This window comes from Janthinobacterium paucivorans (genome assembly GCF_051380805.1).
Lineage (GTDB): Bacteria > Pseudomonadota > Gammaproteobacteria > Burkholderiales > Burkholderiaceae_D > Janthinobacterium > Janthinobacterium lividum_D.
The window spans coordinates 41,604-63,149 of sequence record NZ_JBNYXR010000021.1 but is presented as its reverse complement, the minus strand read 5'-3'; the positions used below and the strand labels follow the sequence as shown (position 1 = coordinate 63,149).

General features: G+C 61.2%; 19 protein-coding genes, 1 pseudogene and 1 riboswitch. Of the genes and pseudogenes, 3 read left to right on the top strand and 17 right to left on the bottom strand.

The window, feature by feature from the left end:
* The 11 genes and pseudogenes from ACQ4V8_RS20540 to ACQ4V8_RS20490 form a co-directional block, all read right to left on the bottom strand.
* A pseudogene (locus ACQ4V8_RS20540) lies at window positions 1-116 on the bottom strand (S-(hydroxymethyl)glutathione dehydrogenase); the annotation flags it as partial.
* 112 nt (window positions 117-228) lie between these two features.
* Window positions 229-861, bottom strand: a complete 633-nt coding sequence (locus ACQ4V8_RS20535) for an ANTAR domain-containing response regulator (protein WP_010393356.1) — start codon at window positions 859-861, stop codon at window positions 229-231.
* Between the two features lie 79 nt (window positions 862-940).
* On the bottom strand, window positions 941-1,564 hold the full coding sequence (gene thiE, locus ACQ4V8_RS20530) for a thiamine phosphate synthase (RefSeq protein WP_029496050.1): 624 nt from the start codon (window positions 1,562-1,564) through the stop codon (window positions 941-943).
* A 10-nt stretch (window positions 1,565-1,574) separates the two neighbouring features.
* Complete coding sequence (thiD, locus tag ACQ4V8_RS20525) at window positions 1,575-2,351, bottom strand: bifunctional hydroxymethylpyrimidine kinase/phosphomethylpyrimidine kinase (protein ID WP_029496049.1); 777 nt, start codon at window positions 2,349-2,351, stop codon at window positions 1,575-1,577.
* Window positions 2,351-3,145, bottom strand: coding sequence for a thiazole synthase (locus tag ACQ4V8_RS20520; RefSeq protein ID WP_010393350.1), 795 nt, complete (start codon window positions 3,143-3,145; stop codon window positions 2,351-2,353). The genes thiD and ACQ4V8_RS20520 overlap by 1 nt, the downstream gene beginning before the upstream one ends.
* 15 nt (window positions 3,146-3,160) lie before the next feature.
* On the bottom strand, window positions 3,161-3,373 hold the full coding sequence (gene thiS / locus ACQ4V8_RS20515) for a sulfur carrier protein ThiS (protein WP_043460341.1): 213 nt from the start codon (window positions 3,371-3,373) through the stop codon (window positions 3,161-3,163).
* Window positions 3,374-3,384: 11 nt separating this feature from the next.
* Window positions 3,385-5,298 (bottom strand): phosphomethylpyrimidine synthase ThiC, encoded by a 1,914-nt coding sequence (gene thiC / locus ACQ4V8_RS20510; protein ID WP_010393342.1) that lies wholly within the window; start codon window positions 5,296-5,298, stop codon window positions 3,385-3,387.
* 79 nt (window positions 5,299-5,377) lie between these two features.
* A riboswitch (TPP riboswitch) is annotated at window positions 5,378-5,493 on the bottom strand.
* 108 nt (window positions 5,494-5,601) lie between these two features.
* Window positions 5,602-5,859: a hypothetical protein gene (locus tag ACQ4V8_RS20505; protein WP_010393340.1), complete on the bottom strand. Its 258-nt coding sequence runs from the start codon at window positions 5,857-5,859 to the stop codon at window positions 5,602-5,604.
* Window positions 5,860-5,912: 53 nt separating this feature from the next.
* Window positions 5,913-6,719, bottom strand: coding sequence for a response regulator (locus tag ACQ4V8_RS20500; protein WP_070345810.1), 807 nt, complete (start codon window positions 6,717-6,719; stop codon window positions 5,913-5,915).
* A gap of 28 nt (window positions 6,720-6,747) precedes the next feature.
* Complete coding sequence (locus ACQ4V8_RS20495) at window positions 6,748-8,991, bottom strand: PAS domain S-box protein (protein ID WP_010393338.1); 2,244 nt, start codon at window positions 8,989-8,991, stop codon at window positions 6,748-6,750.
* Window positions 8,992-9,048: 57 nt separating this feature from the next.
* Window positions 9,049-9,789: a Crp/Fnr family transcriptional regulator gene (locus ACQ4V8_RS20490; protein ID WP_010393337.1), complete on the bottom strand. Its 741-nt coding sequence runs from the start codon at window positions 9,787-9,789 to the stop codon at window positions 9,049-9,051.
* A gap of 237 nt (window positions 9,790-10,026) precedes the next feature.
* Between ACQ4V8_RS20490 and ACQ4V8_RS20485 the strand changes: the two genes are divergently transcribed.
* Window positions 10,027-12,072 carry a putative bifunctional diguanylate cyclase/phosphodiesterase gene (locus tag ACQ4V8_RS20485; protein WP_070345812.1) on the top strand — a complete coding sequence of 682 codons (2,046 nt, stop codon included), beginning with the start codon at window positions 10,027-10,029 and terminating at the stop codon, window positions 12,070-12,072.
* Here the strand turns inward: ACQ4V8_RS20485 and ACQ4V8_RS20480 are convergent.
* Window positions 12,069-13,121 (bottom strand): porin, encoded by a 1,053-nt coding sequence (locus ACQ4V8_RS20480; protein WP_010393336.1) that lies wholly within the window; start codon window positions 13,119-13,121, stop codon window positions 12,069-12,071. The two genes, ACQ4V8_RS20485 and ACQ4V8_RS20480, sit on opposite strands and share 4 nt — an antisense overlap.
* A 491-nt stretch (window positions 13,122-13,612) precedes the next feature.
* Between ACQ4V8_RS20480 and ACQ4V8_RS20475 the strand changes: the two genes are divergently transcribed.
* The gene (locus ACQ4V8_RS20475) at window positions 13,613-16,420 is read left to right on the top strand and encodes a valine--tRNA ligase (protein ID WP_010393334.1); all 2,808 of its coding nucleotides are present in this window, start codon (window positions 13,613-13,615) and stop codon (window positions 16,418-16,420) included.
* Between the two features lie 113 nt (window positions 16,421-16,533).
* Window positions 16,534-17,001, top strand: a complete 468-nt coding sequence (locus ACQ4V8_RS20470) for a DUF2147 domain-containing protein (RefSeq protein WP_010393332.1) — start codon at window positions 16,534-16,536, stop codon at window positions 16,999-17,001.
* Window positions 17,002-17,047: 46 nt separating this feature from the next.
* Here ACQ4V8_RS20470 and ACQ4V8_RS20465 read toward each other — a convergent pair whose 3' ends face one another.
* The 5 genes from ACQ4V8_RS20465 to purH form a co-directional block, all read right to left on the bottom strand.
* On the bottom strand, window positions 17,048-17,524 hold the full coding sequence (locus ACQ4V8_RS20465) for a YaiI/YqxD family protein (protein ID WP_043460334.1): 477 nt from the start codon (window positions 17,522-17,524) through the stop codon (window positions 17,048-17,050).
* Window positions 17,525-17,565: 41 nt separating this feature from the next.
* Window positions 17,566-18,621, bottom strand: coding sequence for a Holliday junction branch migration DNA helicase RuvB (ruvB, locus tag ACQ4V8_RS20460; RefSeq protein WP_436572095.1), 1,056 nt, complete (start codon window positions 18,619-18,621; stop codon window positions 17,566-17,568).
* Window positions 18,622-18,633: 12 nt separating this feature from the next.
* On the bottom strand, window positions 18,634-19,212 hold the full coding sequence (ruvA, locus tag ACQ4V8_RS20455) for a Holliday junction branch migration protein RuvA (protein WP_010393324.1): 579 nt from the start codon (window positions 19,210-19,212) through the stop codon (window positions 18,634-18,636).
* A 42-nt stretch (window positions 19,213-19,254) separates the two neighbouring features.
* Window positions 19,255-19,794: a crossover junction endodeoxyribonuclease RuvC gene (gene ruvC, locus ACQ4V8_RS20450; RefSeq protein ID WP_010393321.1), complete on the bottom strand. Its 540-nt coding sequence runs from the start codon at window positions 19,792-19,794 to the stop codon at window positions 19,255-19,257.
* 134 nt (window positions 19,795-19,928) lie between these two features.
* Window positions 19,929-21,515 carry a bifunctional phosphoribosylaminoimidazolecarboxamide formyltransferase/IMP cyclohydrolase gene (gene purH / locus ACQ4V8_RS20445; protein ID WP_070345814.1) on the bottom strand — a complete coding sequence of 529 codons (1,587 nt, stop codon included), beginning with the start codon at window positions 21,513-21,515 and terminating at the stop codon, window positions 19,929-19,931.
* Window positions 21,516-21,546 lie beyond the last annotated feature (31 nt).

Genomic DNA, 21,546 nt, shown 5'->3' with positions numbered 1-21,546 from the left:
ATGCCCGTGGCTTTCAGCTCGACCAGCACTTCGCCGGCGCGCGGGCCGGCCAGGTCGACTTCTTCAATCGTCAGCGGGGCACCCGCCTTCCAGGCAATCGCGGCTTTGGTTTTCATGTATGTCCTGTCTATGGTTGAACCAGGCGCGCCAGCGCGCCGTACCATCACATCATAACAAGACAGGCGCCGACGTGCTACGCGGGCGCCAAACCGACGCTTGCTTCAACGCTTACTTGGTTTTTGCCCTGTTAAGGAAGGAACCATGCAAGCCGTTCAAGGTTTCCTCGGCCAACAGCAACTGGCTGGCGATTTCATTGATCTTGCGACGGCTGGAACGGGCGTGGTCGCGCAGCACCTCGAACGCCGTATTGCGGTCCGTCTGGAACTTACCCATCAGCAAACCCACGGCCAGGCTGGTTTCGCGGCCGGCGGCCAGCGCCGCATTCAAGTTCAGCTCGGTGCGGCGCAGCTGGCGGATTTCATCGGCGCGCGCCAGGCCCGCTTCGAAGGCAGGCATCAGGCGGCCTTCATCGACGGGTTTGACGACATAGCCAACGGCGCCGTAGGCGGCCGCCTGCTTGCCCGATTCGCTGTCGCCGCTGCCAGACAGGAACATGAACGGCACGCTCGTTTCGCCATGCAGGCGCTTGGCCAATTCCAGGCCGGACATGCCCGGCATGTGGATGTCGAGCAAGGCCAGGTCCGGCTCGCGCTGGGCGACCATTTGCAGCGCCACTTCGGCAGAATTGGCCAGGGCTGTCTCGTAGCCGGCATGGCACAGGACTTCGCCGAGGAATTCCAACAGGATCTGATCATCGTCAACGATCAAGATAAGGCGTTTCGCGGCGGCTGGCTGACTCATGGGTAAAGGGACCTCGCTAATGAAAGATGTTCTTATTATATGCCGATTATTCCCCCAAATCAGCCCTCCATGCCGATACTCACGCGGCAAACAATTGATTGAATTGCCGCACTGCAATATTCACATTCACCGCCGGATGCACGCTGCCAAATACGCTGCTGATGGCCGCCACCATGTCGGCGCCGCGCGCGGCCAGCGGTGCCGCATTTTCCGGCGTCATGCCACCGATCACCACGCACGGCAAGCTGATCTCGCGTTTGGCTTGCAGCACGATATCCGGGGGCGTCGTCACCGGGTACTTTTTCACCAGCGAAGGATAAAAGCCGCCGAAGGCCACATAGCTGGCGCCGCCCGCCTCGGCCATCCTTGCCAAGGCCATGTCGCCATAGCAGGAAGCGCCCACGATTTTGTTCGCGCCCAGGCGCGCGCGCACCTGCGCCACGGCAGCGTCCGTACCGCCGACGTGTACGCCGTCCGCGTCGAGCTCTTCGCACAGTGCGACAAAGTCGTTGATGATGAAGGGCACGCCATACTTGCGGGCCAGGGTCAGCAAGGCGCCAGCCTGCTCGCGCCGCTGCTGCGCGTCGGCGCTCTTGTGCCGGTATTGCAGCATGGCAACGCCTTCCTGCAAGGCTTGCTCGCTCACGTCGAGCAAGCGGTCGGTGTCATCCCAGTTGGGGGTGACCAGATACAGTCCACGCATGATGTTTTCCTTATTCAATGAAACGTTGCGGTATGCCTTGACCTGGCGCTATCGCATACGCGCCGGCCAGGGCCGCATGGCAATAGCTTTGTGCCAGCGCCAGCGCTTCGGCCAGCGGATGGCCCAATGCCAGGCGTGCCGCGATGGCGGAGGCCAAAGTGCAGCCGCTGCCGTGGAAGGCGCCGGGCAGACGCGGCCAGCGCCACTCGCGCTCGCCGCCTGCGCTATCGCACCAGCGGTTGACGATCACCTCGCCCTCACCATGCCCGCCCGTCAGCAGCACGTTCTTGCAGCCTTGCGCGCGCAGACTTTCTGCGCCACCGAGGGCCAGCGCTTCCGGCCCGTTCGGCACGATCAGGGTCGTCACCGGCAGCAAGGGCGCCAGCGCCAGCACCGCATCGCCCTTGCTGAGCAGATCACCATGGCCGCTGGCCAGTACGGGATCGAGCACCACGGGCAAGTCGGGCCGGACCAGCCGCAATTGCGCGATCAGTTGCGCAATGACGGCCGCATTTGCAGCGCTGCCGGGGATGCCGATTTTCACAGCATCAATGGCGATTTTGGCGATCAGCGCCTGCGCCTGCCGGCGCAGCATTGCCGGCGCCACCGCTTCCACGCCAAACACACGGTCATTGTCTTGCACCGTCAGCGCCGTGATGACGGGCAAGGCATGCACGCCCTGCGCCGCAATGGCCAGGATATCGGCGGCCAGGCCGGCGCCGCCCGAGGGGTCGAGGCCGGCAAACACCAGCACAACCGGACGACCCGGCAGACGCTGTCGCCCCATCACGCCAGGCGGCCAGCCATCGGCGACGAGGGCGAGGCGGCAAATTTACGCGGCATGCGTCCTGCCAGAAACGCGGCACGTCCGGCGCGCACGGCCAGCTTCATCGCATGCGCCATGCGCACGGGATCGCGCGCGCCGGCAATGGCCGTGTTCATCAGCACGCCATCACAACCGAGCTCCATGGCAATGGCCGCATCCGACGCCGTGCCCACGCCCGCGTCCACCAGCACCGGCACTTTCGCCTGGGCTATGATCAGTGACAAATTCCACGGATTCAAGATGCCCATGCCCGAGCCGATCAGCGAGGCCAGCGGCATGATGGCCACGCAGCCGATATCTTCCAAAATCTTCGCCTGGATCGGGTCGTCACTGCAATAGACCATCACGTCGAAGCCATCCTTGACCAACGCTTCGGCCGCGATCAGGGTTTCCGGCATGTGTGGGAACAAGGTCTTTTCATCGCCCAGTACTTCCAGCTTGACCAGATTGCGCCCGCCCAGCAGCTCGCGCGCCAGCTGCAAGGTGTAGACGGCATCCTTGGCGTTGTAGCAGCCAGCCGTGTTGGGCAAAATCGTGTACTGGTCCGGCGGCAGCACATCGAGCAGGCTGGGCGCGCTCGGATCTTGCCCGATATTGACGCGACGGATCGCCACCGTAATGATTTGCGCTTGCGCCGCGTCCGTCGCTTCGCGCGTCTGTGACAAATCCTTGTACTTGCCGCTGCCCACCAGCAAGCGCGATTGGTATTGTTTTCCTGCGATGCTCAGCAGATCATCGTTATGATTACTTGTCATTGCTTTTTCCTTAATTTAGCCACCGCCGATGGCGCGTACGATCTCTACCTGATCCAAGCTTTCCAGGACCCTGCCCTGCCACGCCTTGCGCGGCACGACATGGCGGTTGACGGCCAGCGCCAGCGCCTGGTTTTCCAGCGACAATGCGGCGATCAACTGGTCCAGCGTGTGCCCCGGCGGCACCTGGTGCGGCGCGCCGTTGAGCGTGATGGGTATGCATGCAGGCATCACGCTCTCCTTCATACCTTGCGGTACAGCTCGGCGCCGTTCTTGATGAATTCGATGGCCTTGATTTCCATGCCTTGCTGGAGCGCCTTGTCTTCCGCGATGCCCATGCCGGCCGCATATTCGCGCACTTCCTGCGTGATCTTCATCGAGCAGAAGTGCGGACCGCACATGGAGCAGAAATGCGCTACCTTGGCCGAATCCTTGGGCAGAGTTTCGTCATGGAATTCGCGCGCCTTGTCCGGGTCCAGGCCGATGTTGAACTGGTCATCCCAGCGAAATTCAAAGCGCGCTTTCGACAGGGCGTTGTCGCGGATTTGTGCGCCCGGATGGCCCTTGGCCAGGTCGGCCGCATGCGCCGCAATTTTATACGTGATGATGCCATCCTTCACATCAGCCTTGTTGGGCAAGCCCAAGTGTTCCTTCGGCGTCACATAGCACAGCATGGCCGTGCCATACCAGCCTATCATGGCCGCGCCTATGCCCGATGTGATGTGGTCGTAGCCGGGGGCAATATCGGTCGTCAGCGGTCCCAGCGTGTAGAACGGCGCTTCGCCGCACTGCTCCAGCTGCAAGTCCATGTTTTCCTTAATCAATTGCATGGGCACATGGCCCGGGCCTTCGATCATCACTTGCACATCGTGCTTCCAGGCCACTTGCGTCAGCTCGCCCAGGGTTTTCAGTTCGCCCAACTGCGCCTCGTCGTTGGCGTCGTAGATCGAGCCGGGGCGCAAGCCGTCACCCAGCGAGAACGACACGTCGTACGCCTTCATGATGTCGCAAATGTCTTCAAAATGCGTGTACAGGAACGATTCCTGATGGTGTGCCAGACACCATTTCGCCATGATGGAACCGCCGCGCGAGACGATGCCCGTCAAGCGCTTGGCCGTCAGCGGCACATAGCGCAGCAGCACGCCCGCGTGGATGGTGAAGTAGTCAACGCCCTGCTCAGCCTGCTCGATCAAGGTATCGCGAAAAATCTCCCACGTCAGGTCTTCGGCCTTGCCATTGACCTTTTCCAGCGCCTGATAGAGGGGCACAGTACCGATGGGCACGGGGCTGTTGCGCACGATCCATTCGCGCGTTTCGTGGATGTGCTTGCCAGTAGACAAGTCCATCACGTTATCGCCGCCCCAGCGGATGGCCCAGGTCATTTTTTCCACTTCCTCGCCGATGGACGAAGTGACGGCCGAATTGCCGATATTGGCGTTAATTTTCACCAGGAAATTGCGGCCGATGATCATCGGTTCGACTTCCGGATGGTTGATGTTGGCGGGAATGATGGCGCGGCCACGGGCGATTTCCTCGCGCACGAATTCGGCCGTGATTTGCGCAGGAATGCTGGCGCCGAAGGACTGGCCCGGATGCTGGCGGCCCATCAGCTCGGCCAGGCGCTCGCCCATGGGACCGGAGGCTTTCAGTTCGCGCAAATACTCGTGGCGGCGCATGTTTTCGCGGATGGCCACGAATTCCATTTCCGGCGTGATGATGCCTTGCCGGGCGTAATGCATTTGCGTCACATTCTTGCCGGCGATGGCGCGGCGCGGCTTGCGGTGCAGGTTAAAACGCAGCTCGGCCAGTGTCGGGTCGGCCAGGCGGGCGATGCCGTAGTCGGAGGTGGGACCGGGCAATTCTTCCGTGTCGGCCCGCTCCATGATCCACGGCAGGCGCGGCGTAGCCAGGCCCGAGCGGATATCGATCTGCACCTCCGGGTCTGTGTACGGGCCGGACGTGTCGTACACGTAGATCGGCGGATTCTTTTCGCCGCCGAACGACGCTTCCGTATCGGATTGGCTGATTCTGCGCATGGGCACGCGGATATCGGGGCGGCTGCCTTCAATATAGATCTTGCGCGAATTGGGCAGCGGTGCGATGGCCGCTTCGTCGACCGTGGCGGTGGCGGAGAGGAATTTCGGATTGGCGTTCATTTTGGCTCCTTGGCTAGACTATTTTTAAGCCTGGAGCCAGCTAAGGAGGTTCGGCTGCGCGCACGCGGAAAAGCGAGGTGCGTTCATCCTAAAGCTTCCCTTCGCTGGCATTATCCAGATCAGGTTCGGAGGGTATTTCTCACCCGCGCTTGCACTGTGTTTCCACAGCGAAAGGCAGGACCCCTAGCGTTTGCCGCCTTGCGGCAGCGGGCCAATTATACGCGCTTCGCGCCGCGTGGCCAGATGATTTCTTGCGTTGTCGTCGTGCCGGTATCTGCTGCAATGCAGCAGATACCGGCGCGCTTATTTCTTCTTGCCCCAGCGCCAGGCGGTCGGTTCGCCCTTCCACTGGCACACGGCGATCAGCGCGGCGACGATGGCGACTTCATACACGATGTAGCCCAGCAGCATGGTTTGTGGCGGGAACAGGAAGGCGCCGCAGGCGAACAGCGCCAGCGCGGCCAGGAACACCAGCCAACCCTGCCAGGTGATGGGCAAACCCCAGCCCCAGCCGTAGGTCTTGGCGGGAAACCAGTATTCGGGCAGTGATTTGTCAACCATGATACTTTCCTTGTTGATGTCAATAACAACAAGTATAGATCAACGGTCGGCAATCAGACAGCGCGCAGGCGCTGCGTGACATCGAGACCGATGCCGCGATAGCCGATGAAACGGCTGCCATTGTCGAACATCGGCTCGCCACTGACCTGCAGATACTGCGTGCTGCCGTCCAGGTTGGCGCGGCTATAGATGAAGTCGAGGAAAGGTTCGCGCGCGGCGATCTTGGCGTCGAGCAATGCACGCTCGGCCGCGTTCCAGCGCTGCGGCTCTTCCTCGCTGCCGATGCCCAGCATTTCAGCCACGGGACCGGAAAAGCGCGTCAGCTTACCCTGTGCATCCTGTTCCCAGTACCAGTCGGAAGACAGTTCCGTAAAGCGCTGGAAGCGCGCTTCGCTCTCGCGCAACTCGGCCGTGCGTTCTTCCACCAACTGTTCCAGCGACTTGTTGTATTCGGCCAGCTTCTGGTACAGCAAACGCACTTCCAGCATGTTGTGGATGCGCGTCTTCACCTCCACCAGGTCGAAGGGCTTGCTGACGAAGTCCTTGGCGCCGGCCTGTAGCGCGCGCAGCTTATGGCCGGGCTGGGCCGTAATCACCAGCACCGGCAGATAGCTGCCCGCCTCGATGTCGCGCAAGCCATCCATGACTTCGAAGCCATCCATTTCAGGCATCTGCAAGTCGAGCAAGATCAGATCGTAGCGGTGCTGCTGGTGCAGCGCGTGCACCGCTTGCGGGTCCATGGTGGACGTGATGCGCGTATAGCCGGCATTGCGCAACACCTGCTCGAGCAGCATGACGTTGGCCTCCTGGTCATCGACGATGAGGATGCTGGCGTTCAGGATCTCAGTGGCTTGAAGCATGGCGGTATTCCTAAAATGAAATGCAAAATTAGCGTGCTGCGTGCGTGTCGTCGGCCAAGCCGTGTGCGGCTGCATGGTGCAAGGCCACGTCGAGCGCATCCATGAATTCGACGACCTTGATGGGCTTGGTCAAATAGCGGAAGAAGCCCGCTTCCAGGCCTTTCTCGATATCGCGCGGCACGGCGTTGGCCGACAGGGCCATCACGGGGATATGGCTGGTCAGCGGATCGTCATGCAAGATGCGCAGGGCGCCATAGCCGCTGATGCCGGGCAGGTTGATATCCATCAAGATCACGTCCGGCTGATACGTGCGCGCCAGGTCGATGCCCAGGTGCGCATCGATGGCCGTCAGCAGCTTCAAGTCGCTGCGGCGGGCAATTAATTGCTCCACCAGCGCCAGGTTGGCGGGATTGTCTTCCACGTACAGCAAGGTGCGCTGGCTTTCCGGATCTTCCTGTACCGCGGGCAAGGCTACGCCCTCTTCCAGATGCAGCTCAGGCGCGCGCGAGGCCTGGAATTCCACCCAGAAGGTGGTGCCCATGCCCACCGTGCTGTCGACACCGATCTGGCCCCCCATCAGCTCGACCAGTTGCTTGGTGACGACCAGGCCGATACCCGTGCCCTCTTCCGTGCTGCTTTCCTGGCCCAGGCGATTGAAGGGTTGGAACAACTGACTCATTTGTTCGGCGTTCAGGCCAGCGCCGCTGTCCGTGACGCTGGCGCGCACGCGCTCGCCATGATGACGGCACTCGACTTTCACGCTGCCGCCGCTCTGGTTGTACTTGATGGCGTTCGACAGCAGGTTAATCATCACCTGTTTCACGCGCGTGCGGTCGGCATGCACATAGAAGGCCTTGCCGCAACGGGGGAAATGCATGCTGATGCCGCGTTTTTCGGCCTGTGGCGCGATCATCGCCTGGCAATCTTGCAACACGTCGAGCAAGGACATCGCCTCTTCCGACATGGTGACCTTGCCCGACTCGATCATGGCCAGGTCGAGGATTTCATTGATCAAACGCAAGAGATACCAGCCACCCTTGAGGATTTGGTCGATCGAGCGCTGCTGCGGCAAGCTCGGCGCCGGCGTCTCGGACGCCATCAACTGGGCAAAGCCCAGCACGGCGTTCAAGGGCGTGCGCAATTCATGGCTCATGCTCGACAAAAACTCGGACTTCGCCAGGTTCGCCTTTTCCGCCGCCTGGCGGGCTTTTTCCATTTCGATATTCGTGTCTTGCAAGGCCAATTCGAACTGCTTGCGTTCCGTCACGTCGCGCGCGGCGGCAAACACGCCCTGCAGCTTGCGGTTGCGGTCGTGGAAGGTCGAGGCGTTGTAGGAAACAACCGTCTGCTTGCCGTCGCGCGCCAAAGCCGTCAACTCGTAATTGGTCACTTTGCCCTCACGCAACACGCGCACAATGGCTTCCTCAGCGCGTTGCGGTTCTGTAAAGTAATTCTTGCATGGCGCACCGATCAATTCATCGCGCGTGCAGCCCGTCAGTGCTTCCATCTGCTGGTTGACGTCGCTGATAATGCCGCGCGGGTCCGTCATCATGATGGCATCGATATTTGATTCGATCAGCGAGCGCGTGTAGAACTGCTGCTCGCGCAAGCGCTGGTCCAGCAGCGCCTGCTCCGCCTCGACCTGCTTGCGCGCCGTGTTGTCGGTGCCGATCAGCAAGTAACCGATGACCTTGCTCTGTGCATCGCGCAGGGCCGTCACCGATACCATGGCGGGGAAACGGCTGCCATCCTTGCGAATGTAAGTCAGTTCATAAATGTCTTCGATGCCGCGCGAAGCCTTGAACACGAGCGCTTCCACGCCGGGCGTGATGACGGTGTCGAGCTCGGCACTGAGGGCGGCGGCGCGGACGATGATCTCTTGCGCGTCGGAAATACTGGCCGGCGTCAGTTTGTCGACGACGTCGCTCGCTTCATAGCCGAGCATGCGTTCGGCACCCACATTGAAAATCTGGATCACCCCCTGCGCATCGGTGGCGATGCAGGAGAAATTGGCGCTGTTGAAAATCGCATCCTGCAAGGCACCCGCTTTGAGCAACTGGCGTGGCAGACCGGCCGCCACCGTACGCCGGTACAGCGCCACGAGCAACATCAGCAGCAGCACTACCAGCGCGTCAATCACGCACGCCGTCTCGAACGGCGCGCGCCAAGCCAGCACGCCAACGGCAATCAGCCCGACGGCGCTGAACGAAAATGCCAGCGCCATGGGCCAACGCGACGGTGCGCGCGGGGGGGTGTTTTCGACAGATTGCATGATAAGCCTGGGCAATGACAACGATAAGAAACGGGCATGCGGTATTGAATGCTGTGTTCAGGGTGCCTGGCGCTGGCGCACGTCCGACAGCAGGCGCGCGAACTCCTTCTTCACCACGCCATAGCATTCGCACACATGGCCTTCCAGGCCAGCGCGGTCCAGCACCGAAATATGGCCGCGCCGGTAGCTGATGAAACCGCGCGCCTGCAAGCGCCCGGCCGCTTCGGTCACGCCTTCGCGGCGTACGCCCAGCATATTGGCAATGAGTTCCTGCGTCATGGTCAGCTCGCGGTCCGGCAGGCGGTCCATGGTCAGCAGCAGCCAGCGGCATAGCTGCTGCTCTACAGTATGGTGGCGGTTGCAGACGGCCGTCTGTGACATTTGCGTAATCAGCGCTTGGGTGTAGCGCAGCAGCAAGCGCATGACGGCGCCAGCGCGATCGAATTCTTCCATCAGCAAGTGCGCCTTCAGGCGATAGCCGACACCGCCCGTCTGCACCACGGCGCGGCTCGGTGTCGAGTTGCCACCCATAAACAACGACACGCCCACCACGCCTTCATTACCGACGCCGGCGATCTCGGACGAGCCGCCGTTTTCCAGCAGGTAATGAATGGAAACGATGGCCGTGGTGGGGAAATACACATGCTGCAGCTTGTCGCCAGAATCGTAGATCACGTCACCGAGCAACATGGACACTTGCTCCAGATGGGGCGCCAGGCGCGCGAAATCGGCGTCGAGCATGGCGGCGAGCAAATGGTTTTGATTCGGGTTGTGCGGCTGGGCATACGGACTCGACATAGGCAGGTTTCCTGGTTTCCAGTCGTCAGCTAGGGGAGAGATGAAAGACGTCCGAACGAGGGCAGCCATTTGCAGCAGCGTAACACAGCGTTTGCACAATGCGGCGAGTATATGTCTTGCTGACATCACTGTCCGTTCGCTAGCGAACAGACGGTGATTCGCTGCGCGCCCTACAGTCAGTCACTGCCAGGGTTGCCGGATCATGGATCGGCACGGGCGCAGCTCACGGACGCCATCATGCACGCTTTTTTCAAACGCCTCTCCATTTCTGCTTCCACTGCGGCCCTGCTCACCGTGGCGCTCGGGTTGTGCCTGACGGCCCTGTGCTACGCCTCTGCGCGCCAGATCGAATCGGAAAACATGCAGCTGCTGTTGCAGTACCACGCCGGCGGAACGGGTCTGACAGCGAGCCATCGCGCTTCGCTGTATGTGCTGCTGGGCGGACTGCTGTCGAGCCTGCTGGCAACGGCGTATGTGTTTCAGCTGATGTCGCGCAACGCCGTAATTGCCCGCATCGCGGGCGAACGCACGGCAGCGCTACAGTTTGCCAATGTGCGCCTGTCAGAAGACCTCGCCGCGCGCGTGCAGCAAGAAAAGTCGCTGCGTTTGCGCGAACGCATCATCGAAGTGTCGGCCAATGCCGTCATCCTGTGCAGCGCCGACGCACCAGGCTACCTGATCGAATACGTCAATCCCGCCTTCGAACGCATCACCGGCTATGCCGCTGGCGAAGTCATCGGCCAGCGCCTGGAACACTTGCAGGGGCCTGCGCAAGGACGGCAAGACATGCATGCCATTACGACGGCCATGCGCGAACAGCACGAAGGCAAGGCTATCGTGCGGCATTTCCGCAAAGATGGCAGCTGCTACTGGAGCGAGCTGTTCGTCGCCCCCGTGCACGACGATGGCAATGGCCACGTCAGCCACTTTGTCGTTGCGCAATACGACATCAGCACGGTCATGCGCTTCGAGCAAGAGCTGAAATTACAGTCGCGACACGATACTTTGACGGGCCTGGCCAACCGCCTGCTGCTGCGCGAGCGAATGGAACAGGCGATGGCCATGACGCGACGTAACGACCTGCCCCTGTGGGTGGTGTTCATCGACCTCGACCGCTTTAAGTTCGTCAACGATACCCTGGGCCACGATGCCGGCGACCTAGTGCTGAAAAACGTGGCCGAGCGCCTGCGCGACGCCACGCGCGAAGTCGACACGGTGGCGCGCCTGGGCGGCGACGAATTCGTGCTGCTGCTGCCACAGCATGGCAAGGGGGAACCAGGCACCGCCATCCTGCAGCGCATCCTCGATGCCGTGGCGCAGCCGCTGCAACTGGGCGAATATGAATTTTTGCTCAGCTGCTGCATGGGCGTGGCCGTGTATCCCGACGATGGTCAGGATGCCGATACGCTGATCAAGCATGCCGACATCGCCATGTATCGCGCCAAGGAACTGGGGCGCGGTCATTGGCGCTTCTATGCATCGAGCATGAATGCTGGCACGCTGGCGCGGCTGGGACTGGAGAGCGAGTTGCGCCATGCCCTGGAACGCAAACAATTCCATCTCGAATACCAGCCCCAGCTCGACTTGGCCAGCGGCAAAGTGGTGGGCATGGAAGCACTGCTGCGCTGGCAACATCCGCAACTGGGGCGCATTGCACCTATCAACTTCATCGGCCTGGCTGAAGAAATGGGCTTGATCATCCCTATCGGCGACTGGGTACTGCGCACGGCATGCGCCCAGGTGCGTGCCTGGCAAGTGGCCGGCCATGGCCCGCTGCGCCTGGCTGTCAACCTGTCGGCGCGGCAATTCAAACAAAGGAATCTGCTGCATGCGGTAGCGCAGGCACTGGCCGAAACAGGCCTCGATGCCGCCCATCTGGAGCTGGAATTGACGGAAAGCATGGTCATGCATGACGTGGAACAAGCCACGACCATCATGCGCAAGCTCAAGGCGCTGGGTGTGCAGTTGTCCATTGATGACTTCGGCACCGGCTATTCCAGCTTGGCCTACCTGCGCCACTTTCCCATCGACGTCTTAAAAATCGACAAGACCTTCGTCAGCGACATCACGCACGGCGACGATGCTGCCATCGTGCGCGCCATCATTTCACTGGCGCATAGCCTGCGTCTGAAAGTGATCGCCGAAGGCGTGGAAACGGCGCAGCAGTTGGCCTTCCTGCGCCAACACGGCTGCGACCAGATGCAGGGCTATCTGTTCAGCCGCCCGCTGACCGCGCCCGCCTTCGAAGAACTGCTATTGCAGAGAAAAGCGCTGCCCGCTTAAAACGCGTGCAGCAAGCCGAGGTTCAGCGCGCGGTTACCCGTGCCCGCTTCGGTGGCATTGCCCACCATGTAAGCGGCATCGTTGCGGTTGCGGATGTGTGCGTAAGCAAGATATACCTTGCTGCGTTTGGACAAGGCATACGTGGCGCCGATGGCCAGTTGCTGCGCATCGCGGTTGGCCGCATCGCGGTCATCCTTATGGATGAACGAGGCCAGCAGCGTCGTCGCGCCGAGCGGCACGGAGACGCCGACGATGGCGTCGCGGCTATCCGTGGACTGGGCCGGCGCCTGCGCCGCGCCATAGGGGTTTTCCGCCAAGAACAGGCTACTGCCATCGCCCGTGTTGCGGCCATAGCCGGCAAACGCCGTGGCCACGCCGAAGTTGTAGTTGCCAGCCAAGATAGTGTTATTCGCGTCGGCCTTGCCAAATTCGCCGCTCAGGCGCTGGCGCGCCAGGCGCAGGGTCAAGGGACCGTTGACATAGCCCAGGGACAGGCCCAGCGAGCGTTGATCTGCAGCAACACCCGTATGTTCGCCAAAGCCAAACATGACGGTGGCCGTGACGCCGCGCAGCTCGGGCGAGGTATAGCGCACGGTATTGTCGATGCGCGTGGCCGAATAGCCAGCCAGGTTGGTCGAGGCACCCGCCATGCCACCCTCGAACGGGTCAGCCACGTCGGTCAGCGCCTCGCTTTGCAAGTTGTACTGGCGGCCCGCAGTGAGCATGCCCAGCGGGCTATTGAGGCCGACAAAAGCCTGGCGGCCAAACAACTGCCCGGCCTGGTCGGAACGGCCCGTATCGAGCTGTACGCCCGCTTCCAGCGTAAACACGGCTTGCCAGCCGTCGCCCAAGGACTCCGTGCCGCGCAGGCCCAGACGCGAGCCGGCCGAGACACCGCTGGTGAGCTTGCTGATGCCGCCTTCCTGCACCAAGCCAGCGTCCATCAAGCCATACATGGTGACTGAAGACGCATCGATGGACGACTGGGCGTGGGCGGCGGGCAAGGTGCCCAGGGTGGCAAGTGCCAGGGCAATCGAGATTTTTTTCATATTGGTTTCCTTATTAAGGCAAAACCGGGAAAGCGCGCGGCCGTGGCACGGCCACAGGCAGCTAGGCGCTGCGGGACGTGCCGTATCGAAAAACGACAGGCCAGATAACAACCTTCCTGGCTAAGCGATGGCGGCGCGGCCGATAAAGACGAAGACGCGCGGTATTCCGCCGTGAATTGTGCACCGCTGGAGGTGCGCGTGGCTCAGGCGCACGTCCCGCAGGGAACGTGCTGAAAGTGGCTGGCATCGCTAATGCGCTGGCCTGGTGACGCGGACGGGAGTTCGATAAAACTGCGTCTGCTGGCGCTGTCCGCAAAGATGGGGCAGGAGGCGCCTGGGCGTAAATTATAACATCGACAGCACTTTTAGCCACGTTCTGTTGCGGCCAAACGCCCCGCCAAGCCGCCAAAACACTGAAAAGGCCGCTTGCCACGCTGCAGGCGATGCCGCGTCATCTATAATGGTTCCTTTTGCCAATCACACGCCAAATCATGGAATTAGCCAAGTCTTTCGAGCCCGCCGACATTGAACAATTCTGGCGCACCGAGTGGGAGCAGCGCGGTTACTTTACCGCCACCCTCGATGCCGGAAAACCTTCCTTCAGCATCCAGTTGCCGCCGCCGAACGTCACCGGCACCCTGCACATGGGCCATGCGTTCAACCAGACCATCATGGATGGCCTGACGCGCTACCACCGCATGCTCGGTCACAACACGGCCTGGATTCCCGGCACCGACCACGCCGGCATCGCCACGCAAATCGTCGTGCAGCGCCAGCTGGACGCGCAAAAGATTTCGCGCCATGACCTGGGACGCGAGAAATTCGTGGAAAAAGTGTGGGAATGGAAAGAAAAATCCGGTTCCATCATCACCGGGCAAATGCGCCGCCTGGGCGCCTCGGCCGACTGGCAGCGCGAATACTTCACGATGGATGAACCGCGCTCGAAAGTGGTCACCGACGTCTTCGTGCGCCTGTTCGAGCAAGGCCTGATCTACCGCGGCAAGCGCCTGGTCAACTGGGATCCCGTACTGGGCACGGCGGTGTCCGACCTGGAAGTGGTATCCGAGGAAGAAGACGGCTCCATGTGGTACATCAAGTACCCGCTGGCCGACGGCAGCGGTTTCCTGACGGTGGCCACGACGCGTCCTGAAACCATGCTGGGCGACGTGGCCGTGGCCGTCGATCCGACGGACGAGCGCTATTTGCCGCTGGTGGGCAAGATGCTGAAACTGCCTTTGAGCGATCGCGAAATCCCCATCATCGCCGACGAATACGTCGACAAGGAATTCGGCACCGGTTGCGTGAAGATTACGCCGGCGCACGACATGAACGATTACGCCGTGGGCCAGCGCCACAAACTGGCGCAAATCGTCATCCTGACGCTCGATGCCAAGATCACCGACGACGCGCCGGCAGCCTACCGCGGCATGGACCGCTTCGCCGCGCGCAAGCAGATCGTCGCCGACCTCGATGCGCAAGGCTTGCTCGAGCAAGTCAAGCCGCACAAGCTGATGGTGCCGCGCGGCGACCGCACCGGCGTCGTCATCGAGCCGATGCTGACGGACCAGTGGTTTGTCGCCATGAGCAAACCGGCCCCGGAAGGCACTTTCTTCCCCGGCAAATCGATCGCCGAAACCGCGCTGGACAAGGTCGCCAACGGCGACATCAAGTTCGTGCCGGAAAACTGGAGCACCACCTACAACCAATGGCTCAACAACATCCAGGATTGGTGCATCTCGCGCCAGCTGTGGTGGGGCCATCAAATCCCGGCCTGGTACGACGACAAGGGCAATATCTTTGTTGCCAAGACCGAAGCCGAGGCGCAAGCCAAGGCATTGGCCGCCGGTAGCACGGGCCCATTGAAGCGTGACGACGATGTGCTCGACACGTGGTTCTCGTCGGCCCTGGTGCCGTTCTCGACCATGGGCTGGCCCGAAGAAACGCCGGACATGAAAGCTTTCCTGCCATCGTCGGTGCTGGTGACGGGTTTCGACATCATCTTTTTCTGGGTCGCGCGCATGGTCATGATGACGGCGCACTTCACGGGCAAGGTGCCGTTTGACACCGTCTACGTGCACGGTCTGGTGCGCGACTCGACGGGACAGAAAATGTCCAAGTCGAAGGGCAATACGCTCGACCCGATCGACCTGATCGACGGCATCGACCTGGAAGGCTTGATCGTCAAGCGCACCACGGGACTGATGAACCCGCGCGACGCGGAAAAGATCACCAAGGCGACGCGCAAGGAATTTCCGGAAGGCATTTCCGCCTACGGCACCGACGCCGTGCGCTTCACCATGGCCAGCTATGCATCGCTGGGCCGCAATATCAACTTCGACCTGGGCCGCTGCGAAGGCTACCGCAACTTCTGCAACAAGATGTGGAATGCCACCCGTTTCGTCATGATGAATACGGAAGGCAAGGATTGCACTGCGAACGACGCCGATCTGTCGCAAGCGGACAAATGGATCATTTCCTTGCTGCAAAAAGCGGAACTGGACGTGGCCAAGGGCTTCGAAGACTTCCGTTTCGACAATATCGCCGCATCGATCTATAAATTCGTCTGGGACGAGTATTGCGACTGGTACCTGGAAGTGGCCAAGGTGCAAGTGCAGCAAGGTACGGAAGGCCAGCAGCGCGCCACCCGCCACACCCTGCTGCGCGTGCTGGAAGTGGTGCTGCGCCTGGCCCATCCGATCATCCCCTTCGTCACGGAAGCGCTGTGGCAGACGGTCGCGCCTTTGGCCGGCAAGACGCTCAAGCCAGAGGGCGATTCCATCATGATGCAGCCGTACCCGATCGCCAACACCGACAAGATTGATGAAGCGGCCGAAGCGTGGATGCAGCAGCTGAAAGCGTTGACGGATGCGACACGCAACCTGCGCGGCGAAATGCAGATTTCTCCTTCCGTGCGCGTGCCGCTGATCGTCGAAGCGGGCAATGCGACGGAAAAGGCAGCACTGGCCTCGTACGCGCCCTACATCCAGTCGCTGGGCAAGCTGGCCGAAGTGCAGATCGTCGATGCGCTGCCAGACTCGCCTGCCGCCGTCGCCATCGTCGGCACCACCAAGCTGATGCTGAAAGTGGAAATCGACGTGGCCGCCGAACGCGAACGCCTGGGCAAGGAAATCGCCCGCATCGAAGCGGAAATTGCCAAAGTAAATGGCAAATTAGGCAATGAGAGCTTTGTCGCGCGCGCCCCGGCCGCCATTGTTGCGCAAGAAAACGAGCGTCTGCTCAGTTTTTCGGCCACAATTGAAAAATTGCGCGAACAGTTTGCTAAACTAGCCAGCGCATAAGGCAAGTTTGGCAAGATTGCGCGGCGTCCTGCGTGACGCCGCGCAGCACTGCTGGTCTTGCCTTGGTATATAGAATGTTCGCGATCCGATCAAAAAAACATAGGAGACTAGCAATGCATAAAATATCCAAAGCAAGCGTCGCAGCAAGCATCATGATGGCCGCCCTGGCTATCGCCGGCAGCGCCGCCGCGCGCGACGGCAACAACACCGCGGTCGGCACGTGGAAAACCATCGACGACGCCACCGGCAAACCGAAATCGCTGGTCGTCATCACGGAAAGCAACGGCGTCTTGCAAGGCAAGATTGACAAGCTGTTCCGTAGCCCGAATGAAGATCCAAACCCCAAGTGCGACAAGTGCACGGGCGCCAACAAGGACCAGCCCATCATCGGCCTGGTGATCTTGTCCGGCCTGAAATATGACGGCAAGGAATGGGCGGGCGGCGAAATCACGGATCCGGCCAGCGGCAAGGTCTACAAGAGCAAGGCTGAACTGACGGAAGGCGGCAGCAAGCTGCAAGTGCGCGGCTATGTCGGTGTGCCGATGTTTGGCCGTTCGCAGACGTGGTTGCGCGAAGAATAAGCAGCGCACGCACGGCCCCGCTGAAGCCGGCCCTGCGCCGGCTTTTTTACGTCTGGCGCACGGCTGGCGCCGGCTTGCGGTGATGCTTGCTCAGATGCCGGTCCAGGCTGTTGGCGAACTGCTGCCGGTCGGACTGGCTGAAGGCGGCCGGGCCACCGGTGTCCACGCCGCCACTGCGCAATTCTTCCATGAAGGCGCGCATCGTCAATTGCTGGGCGATATTGTCCTTCGTGTAAAAATCGCCACGCGGATTGAGCGCAAAACCGCCCTTGGTCAGCACGTCGGCCGCCAGCGGAATATCGCCCGTGATGACGAGGTCGCCCGGATTCAACAGCCGCACGATTTCCTGGTCCGCCACATCGGCACCGGACGGCACTTGCACGGTGCGAATAAAACGCGACGGCGGCACGCGCAAGCCCTGGTTGGCTACCAGGATGAGCGGCAACTCCAGGCGCTCGGCCACGCGGTACAGGATTTCCTTGATGACCACGGGGCAGGCATCGGCGTCGATCCAGATTTGCATGCCCGGCAGGCTCGGCATACGCGGTTGACGCTCGTGCGCCATCACAGTTCCCACGCTTCACCACCGGGGCCGGTGCGCGGCGCGCTGACGCCGAAGTGCAGATAGGCCGCTGGCGTAGCGACCCTGCCACGCGGCGTGCGCTGCAAAAAGCCTTGCTGAATCAAATACGGTTCCAGTACGTCTTCGATGGTATCGGCCGCTTCGCCGATGGCGGCTGCCAGGTTGCCGATGCCGACGGGGCCGCCGCCGAACTTGAACAGCACCGCTTCGAGCAGCTTGCGGTCCATCACGTCAAAGCCCACGGAATCGACGTCGAGCATGGCCAGCGCGCGGTCGGCCACCACCTTGGTAATGTCGCCATTGCTTTTGACTTCCGCGAAATCGCGCACGCGGCGCAGCAAGCGGTTGGCGATGCGCGGCGTGCCACGCGCGCGCTGGGCGATCTCATGCGCACCTTCCGGGTCGATGGGCGCTTTCAGCAAGGCGGCGCTGCGCGTGACGATCTTCGTTAATTCGCCCGTGTTATAGAACTCCAGGCGCGCGACGATGCCAAAACGGTCGCGCAGTGGATTGGTCAGCATGCCGGCGCGCGTGGTGGCGCCGACCAGGGTAAACGGCTGCAAATCGAGCTTCACGGAACGCGCAGCCGGGCCTTCGCCAATCATGATATCGATTTGATAATCTTCGAGCGCCGGATACAGGATCTCTTCCACAACCGGTGACAGCCGGTGGATTTCATCGATGAACAGGACGTCGTTCGCTTCCAGGTTCGTCAAAATCGCCGCCAGGTCGCCCGGGCGTTCCAGCACGGGGCCCGAGGTCTGGCGCAGATTGACGCCCATTTCGCGCGCAATGATGTGCGCCAGGGTCGTCTTGCCCAGGCCAGGTGGCCCGAACAGCAAGGTATGGTCGAGCGCTTCCTTGCGCTGGCGCGCGGCCGTGATGAAAATTTCCAGCTGGCCACGGATCTTTTCCTGCCCCACGTACTCGTCGAGCTGCTTGGGGCGCAAGGCCCGTTCGATGGCCTCTTCGTTATGCGAGATGGGCGCCGCGTCGATGATGCGCTGCTCCGTGAAGATATCGGTCTGGATGCTCATGCAGTGTTCCCGTTAGCCTTTCGACAGCGCTTTCAGCGCCAGTTTGATGCCGTCCGACACGCCACTGCTGGCCGGCACGTTTTTCACGGCTGCCATTGCTTCCTTGTCCGAATAGCCCAGCGCCAGCAGGGCATTGAGGATATCGGACTGCGCATCGGGCGCAGCGTGTGCGCCTAGCGGGCCGAGATCCGCACCGATCTTGCCCTTCAATTCCAACAACAGGCGTTCGGCCGTCTTCTTGCCGATGCCAGGCACTCTGACCAGGCGGCCGGAATCTTGCAAGGTGATCGCTTGCGCCAGGTCGGCAATCGTCATGCCCGACAGGATGGACAAGGCCATGCGCGCGCCCACGCCCGTGATCTTGATCAACTGGCGAAACACGGCCCGCTCGGCCGCATTGCCGAAGCCAAACAGCAGGTGCGCATCTTCACGGATGGCTTGGTGCGTGAACAGCACGACTTTTTCGCCCACTTGGGGCAAGTTGTAGAACGTGCTCATCGGCACATCGACTTCATAGCCGACGCCCTGGCAATCGACCAGCAATTGTGGCGGATTCTTTTCAAGCAAAATACCGGAGAGACGACCTATCATCGCGTGTTCCTAATGTTGTGTATATATATGAGGGCCATGCGCCTATCCCACTAAACGGCCGCGCTTCATGCGCAAGCCTTGCAGTTGGGGCGCCACCGCGCCGAGCATGGCCAGCGCATCGATACTGTTGGCATGGCAAATGGCCACGCCCAGCGCATCGGCCGCATCCGTACCAGGCAAGCCGGGCAAGGACAGCAGTCGCGCCACCATCTCCTGCACCTGCTCCTTGGCCGCCTTGCCGTGGCCCGTGACGGCTTGTTTCACTTGCAGCGCCGTGTATTCGGCCACCGACAGGTCGGCATGCACGAGCGCGCAAATGGCCGCGCCGCGCGCCTGGCCCAGCAGCAGAGTCGATTGGGGATTGACGTTGACAAACACTTTTTCGATGGCCGCGCAGTCGGGCCGGTAAGTGCTGACGATTTCGCTCACGCCGTGCAAGATGATCTTCAGGCGCGGCGGCAATTGCTCTTCGGAACCGGTCTTGACGGTCCCCGAAGCGATATAGCGCAGCTTGTTGCCGTGTTTTTCAATGACCCCAAAGCCGGTCGTGCGCAGCCCAGGATCGATGCCAAGAATAATCATCGCCAGATTCTATAATGAATACGGCAGACACCGGTGAATAACCGGTGCCTGCCGTTCTATACATCGTCACCCCACAAGCAACATCCGGGGTCAGACCCGGCGGGTCTGACCCCAGCATTTGCCGTTGGGTTTAATTAATGACGGAAATGACGCGTGCCCGTGTAGAGCATGACCACGCCACGTTCGTCCGCCGCATCGATCACTTCCTGGTCGCGCATGGAGCCGCCCGGGTGGATCACGCAGGTCGCGCCCGCGTCGACGACGACGTCGAGGCCGTCGCGGAACGGGAAGAAGGCGTCCGACGCCACCACCGAGCCGGTCAGCGACAGGCCAGCGTTTTGCGCCTTGATCGATGCGATGCGGGCCGAGTCGATACGGCTCATCTGGCCAGCGCCCACGCCCAGGGTCATGTTATTGCCACAGAAGACGATGGCGTTCGACTTGACGAATTTCGCTACTTTCCAGGCGAACATCAGGTCGGACAATTGCTGCGGCGTTGGCTGCAGCTTGCTGACCACGCGCAAGTCGCCGACGCCGACGTTTTTCGCATCCGGCGATTGCACCAGCAAGCCGCCACCGACGCGCTTGAAGTCCATGGCGTTGACGCCGCTGCCCAGCGCGATTTCCAGCATGCGCACGTTTTGCTTGCTCGACAGAATCTGTTTCGCTTCGGCCGAGAACGATGGCGCGATCAGCACTTCGACGAACAGCTTGGCGATTTCGGCGGCGGTGGCGCCGTCGAGTTCCGTGTTGAAGGCGATGATGCCGCCAAACGCGGAAGTCGGGTCGGTCTGCAGGGCGCGCGCATAGGCTTGAGCCGCATTCTTGCCCAGCGCGACGCCGCACGGGTTGGCGTGCTTGACGATAACGCAGGCAGCGCTTTGCTCAAAGCCGCCCAGACTCTTCACGCACTCCCAGGCTGCATCGGCATCGGCGATGTTGTTGTACGACAATTCCTTGCCTTGCAACTGGCGGTAGTTGGCCAGCGCGCCATCGATCGTGATCAGATCGCGGTAAAAAGCGGCGCTCTGATGCGGATTTTCACCGTAACGCATGTCTTGCACTTTCTCAAATGCAACGTTCAACACTTGCGGGTAGGCGCCGCGCTCGGCGTGCACTTTCGTCGGCCCCAGGCTGGTCAGGTAGTTGGTGATGGCGCCATCGTATTGCGCCGTATGCGCAAAGACTTTTTTCGCCAGCATGAACTTGGTATCGTAGCTGACCGTGCCGGCCGTGCCGTCGGCCGAGCGCAATTCCGCCAGCACAGCGTCGTAGTCGGTCGGATCGCAGATGACGACGACGTCCTTGTGGTTTTTGGCTGCCGAACGCAACATGGTCGGGCCGCCGATATCGATGTTTTCGATCGCGTCTTCCAGCGTGCAATCGGCCTTGGCGACCGTGCCCTGGAATGGATACAGGTTGACCACCACCATGTCGATGGTCGGCATGTCGTGCTCGACCAGTTTCGACATATGCTCGGGGAAATCGCGGCGCGCCAGGATACCGCCGTGCACTTTCGGGTGCAAGGTCTTCACACGGCCATCGAGCATCTCCGGGAAACCCGTGTAATCGGCAACTTCCGTGACGGGAACACCGTTGTCTGCCAGTAATTTGGCGGTACCGCCGGTGGACAGGAGGTTGACGCCGAGGGCAGACAGGGCACGCGCGAATTCGAGAACGCCGGTCTTGTCGGAAACGGAAAGGAGAGCTTGTTTGATCATGGCTGTGGCTAGGTGGTTAAGTGTTCTTGGC

Coding starts and splice junctions, on each gene's coding strand:
- ACQ4V8_RS20535 (WP_010393356.1), bottom strand. CDS start 861: ATGAGTCAGCCAGCCGCCGCGAAACGCCTTATCTTGATCGTTGACGAT.
- thiE (WP_029496050.1), bottom strand. CDS start 1,564: ATGCGTGGACTGTATCTGGTCACCCCCAACTGGGATGACACCGACCGC.
- thiD (WP_029496049.1), bottom strand. CDS start 2,351: ATGGGGCGACAGCGTCTGCCGGGTCGTCCGGTTGTGCTGGTGTTTGCC.
- ACQ4V8_RS20520 (WP_010393350.1), bottom strand. CDS start 3,145: ATGACAAGTAATCATAACGATGATCTGCTGAGCATCGCAGGAAAACAA.
- thiS (WP_043460341.1), bottom strand. CDS start 3,373: ATGCCTGCATGCATACCCATCACGCTCAACGGCGCGCCGCACCAGGTG.
- thiC (WP_010393342.1), bottom strand. CDS start 5,298: ATGAACGCCAATCCGAAATTCCTCTCCGCCACCGCCACGGTCGACGAA.
- ACQ4V8_RS20505 (WP_010393340.1), bottom strand. CDS start 5,859: ATGGTTGACAAATCACTGCCCGAATACTGGTTTCCCGCCAAGACCTAC.
- ACQ4V8_RS20500 (WP_070345810.1), bottom strand. CDS start 6,719: ATGCTTCAAGCCACTGAGATCCTGAACGCCAGCATCCTCATCGTCGAT.
- ACQ4V8_RS20495 (WP_010393338.1), bottom strand. CDS start 8,991: ATGCAATCTGTCGAAAACACCCCCCCGCGCGCACCGTCGCGTTGGCCC.
- ACQ4V8_RS20490 (WP_010393337.1), bottom strand. CDS start 9,789: ATGTCGAGTCCGTATGCCCAGCCGCACAACCCGAATCAAAACCATTTG.
- ACQ4V8_RS20485 (WP_070345812.1), top strand. CDS start 10,027: ATGCACGCTTTTTTCAAACGCCTCTCCATTTCTGCTTCCACTGCGGCC.
- ACQ4V8_RS20480 (WP_010393336.1), bottom strand. CDS start 13,121: ATGAAAAAAATCTCGATTGCCCTGGCACTTGCCACCCTGGGCACCTTG.
- ACQ4V8_RS20475 (WP_010393334.1), top strand. CDS start 13,613: ATGGAATTAGCCAAGTCTTTCGAGCCCGCCGACATTGAACAATTCTGG.
- ACQ4V8_RS20470 (WP_010393332.1), top strand. CDS start 16,534: ATGCATAAAATATCCAAAGCAAGCGTCGCAGCAAGCATCATGATGGCC.
- ACQ4V8_RS20465 (WP_043460334.1), bottom strand. CDS start 17,524: ATGCAAATCTGGATCGACGCCGATGCCTGCCCCGTGGTCATCAAGGAA.
- ruvB (WP_436572095.1), bottom strand. CDS start 18,621: ATGAGCATCCAGACCGATATCTTCACGGAGCAGCGCATCATCGACGCG.
- ruvA (WP_010393324.1), bottom strand. CDS start 19,212: ATGATAGGTCGTCTCTCCGGTATTTTGCTTGAAAAGAATCCGCCACAA.
- ruvC (WP_010393321.1), bottom strand. CDS start 19,794: ATGATTATTCTTGGCATCGATCCTGGGCTGCGCACGACCGGCTTTGGG.
- purH (WP_070345814.1), bottom strand. CDS start 21,515: ATGATCAAACAAGCTCTCCTTTCCGTTTCCGACAAGACCGGCGTTCTC.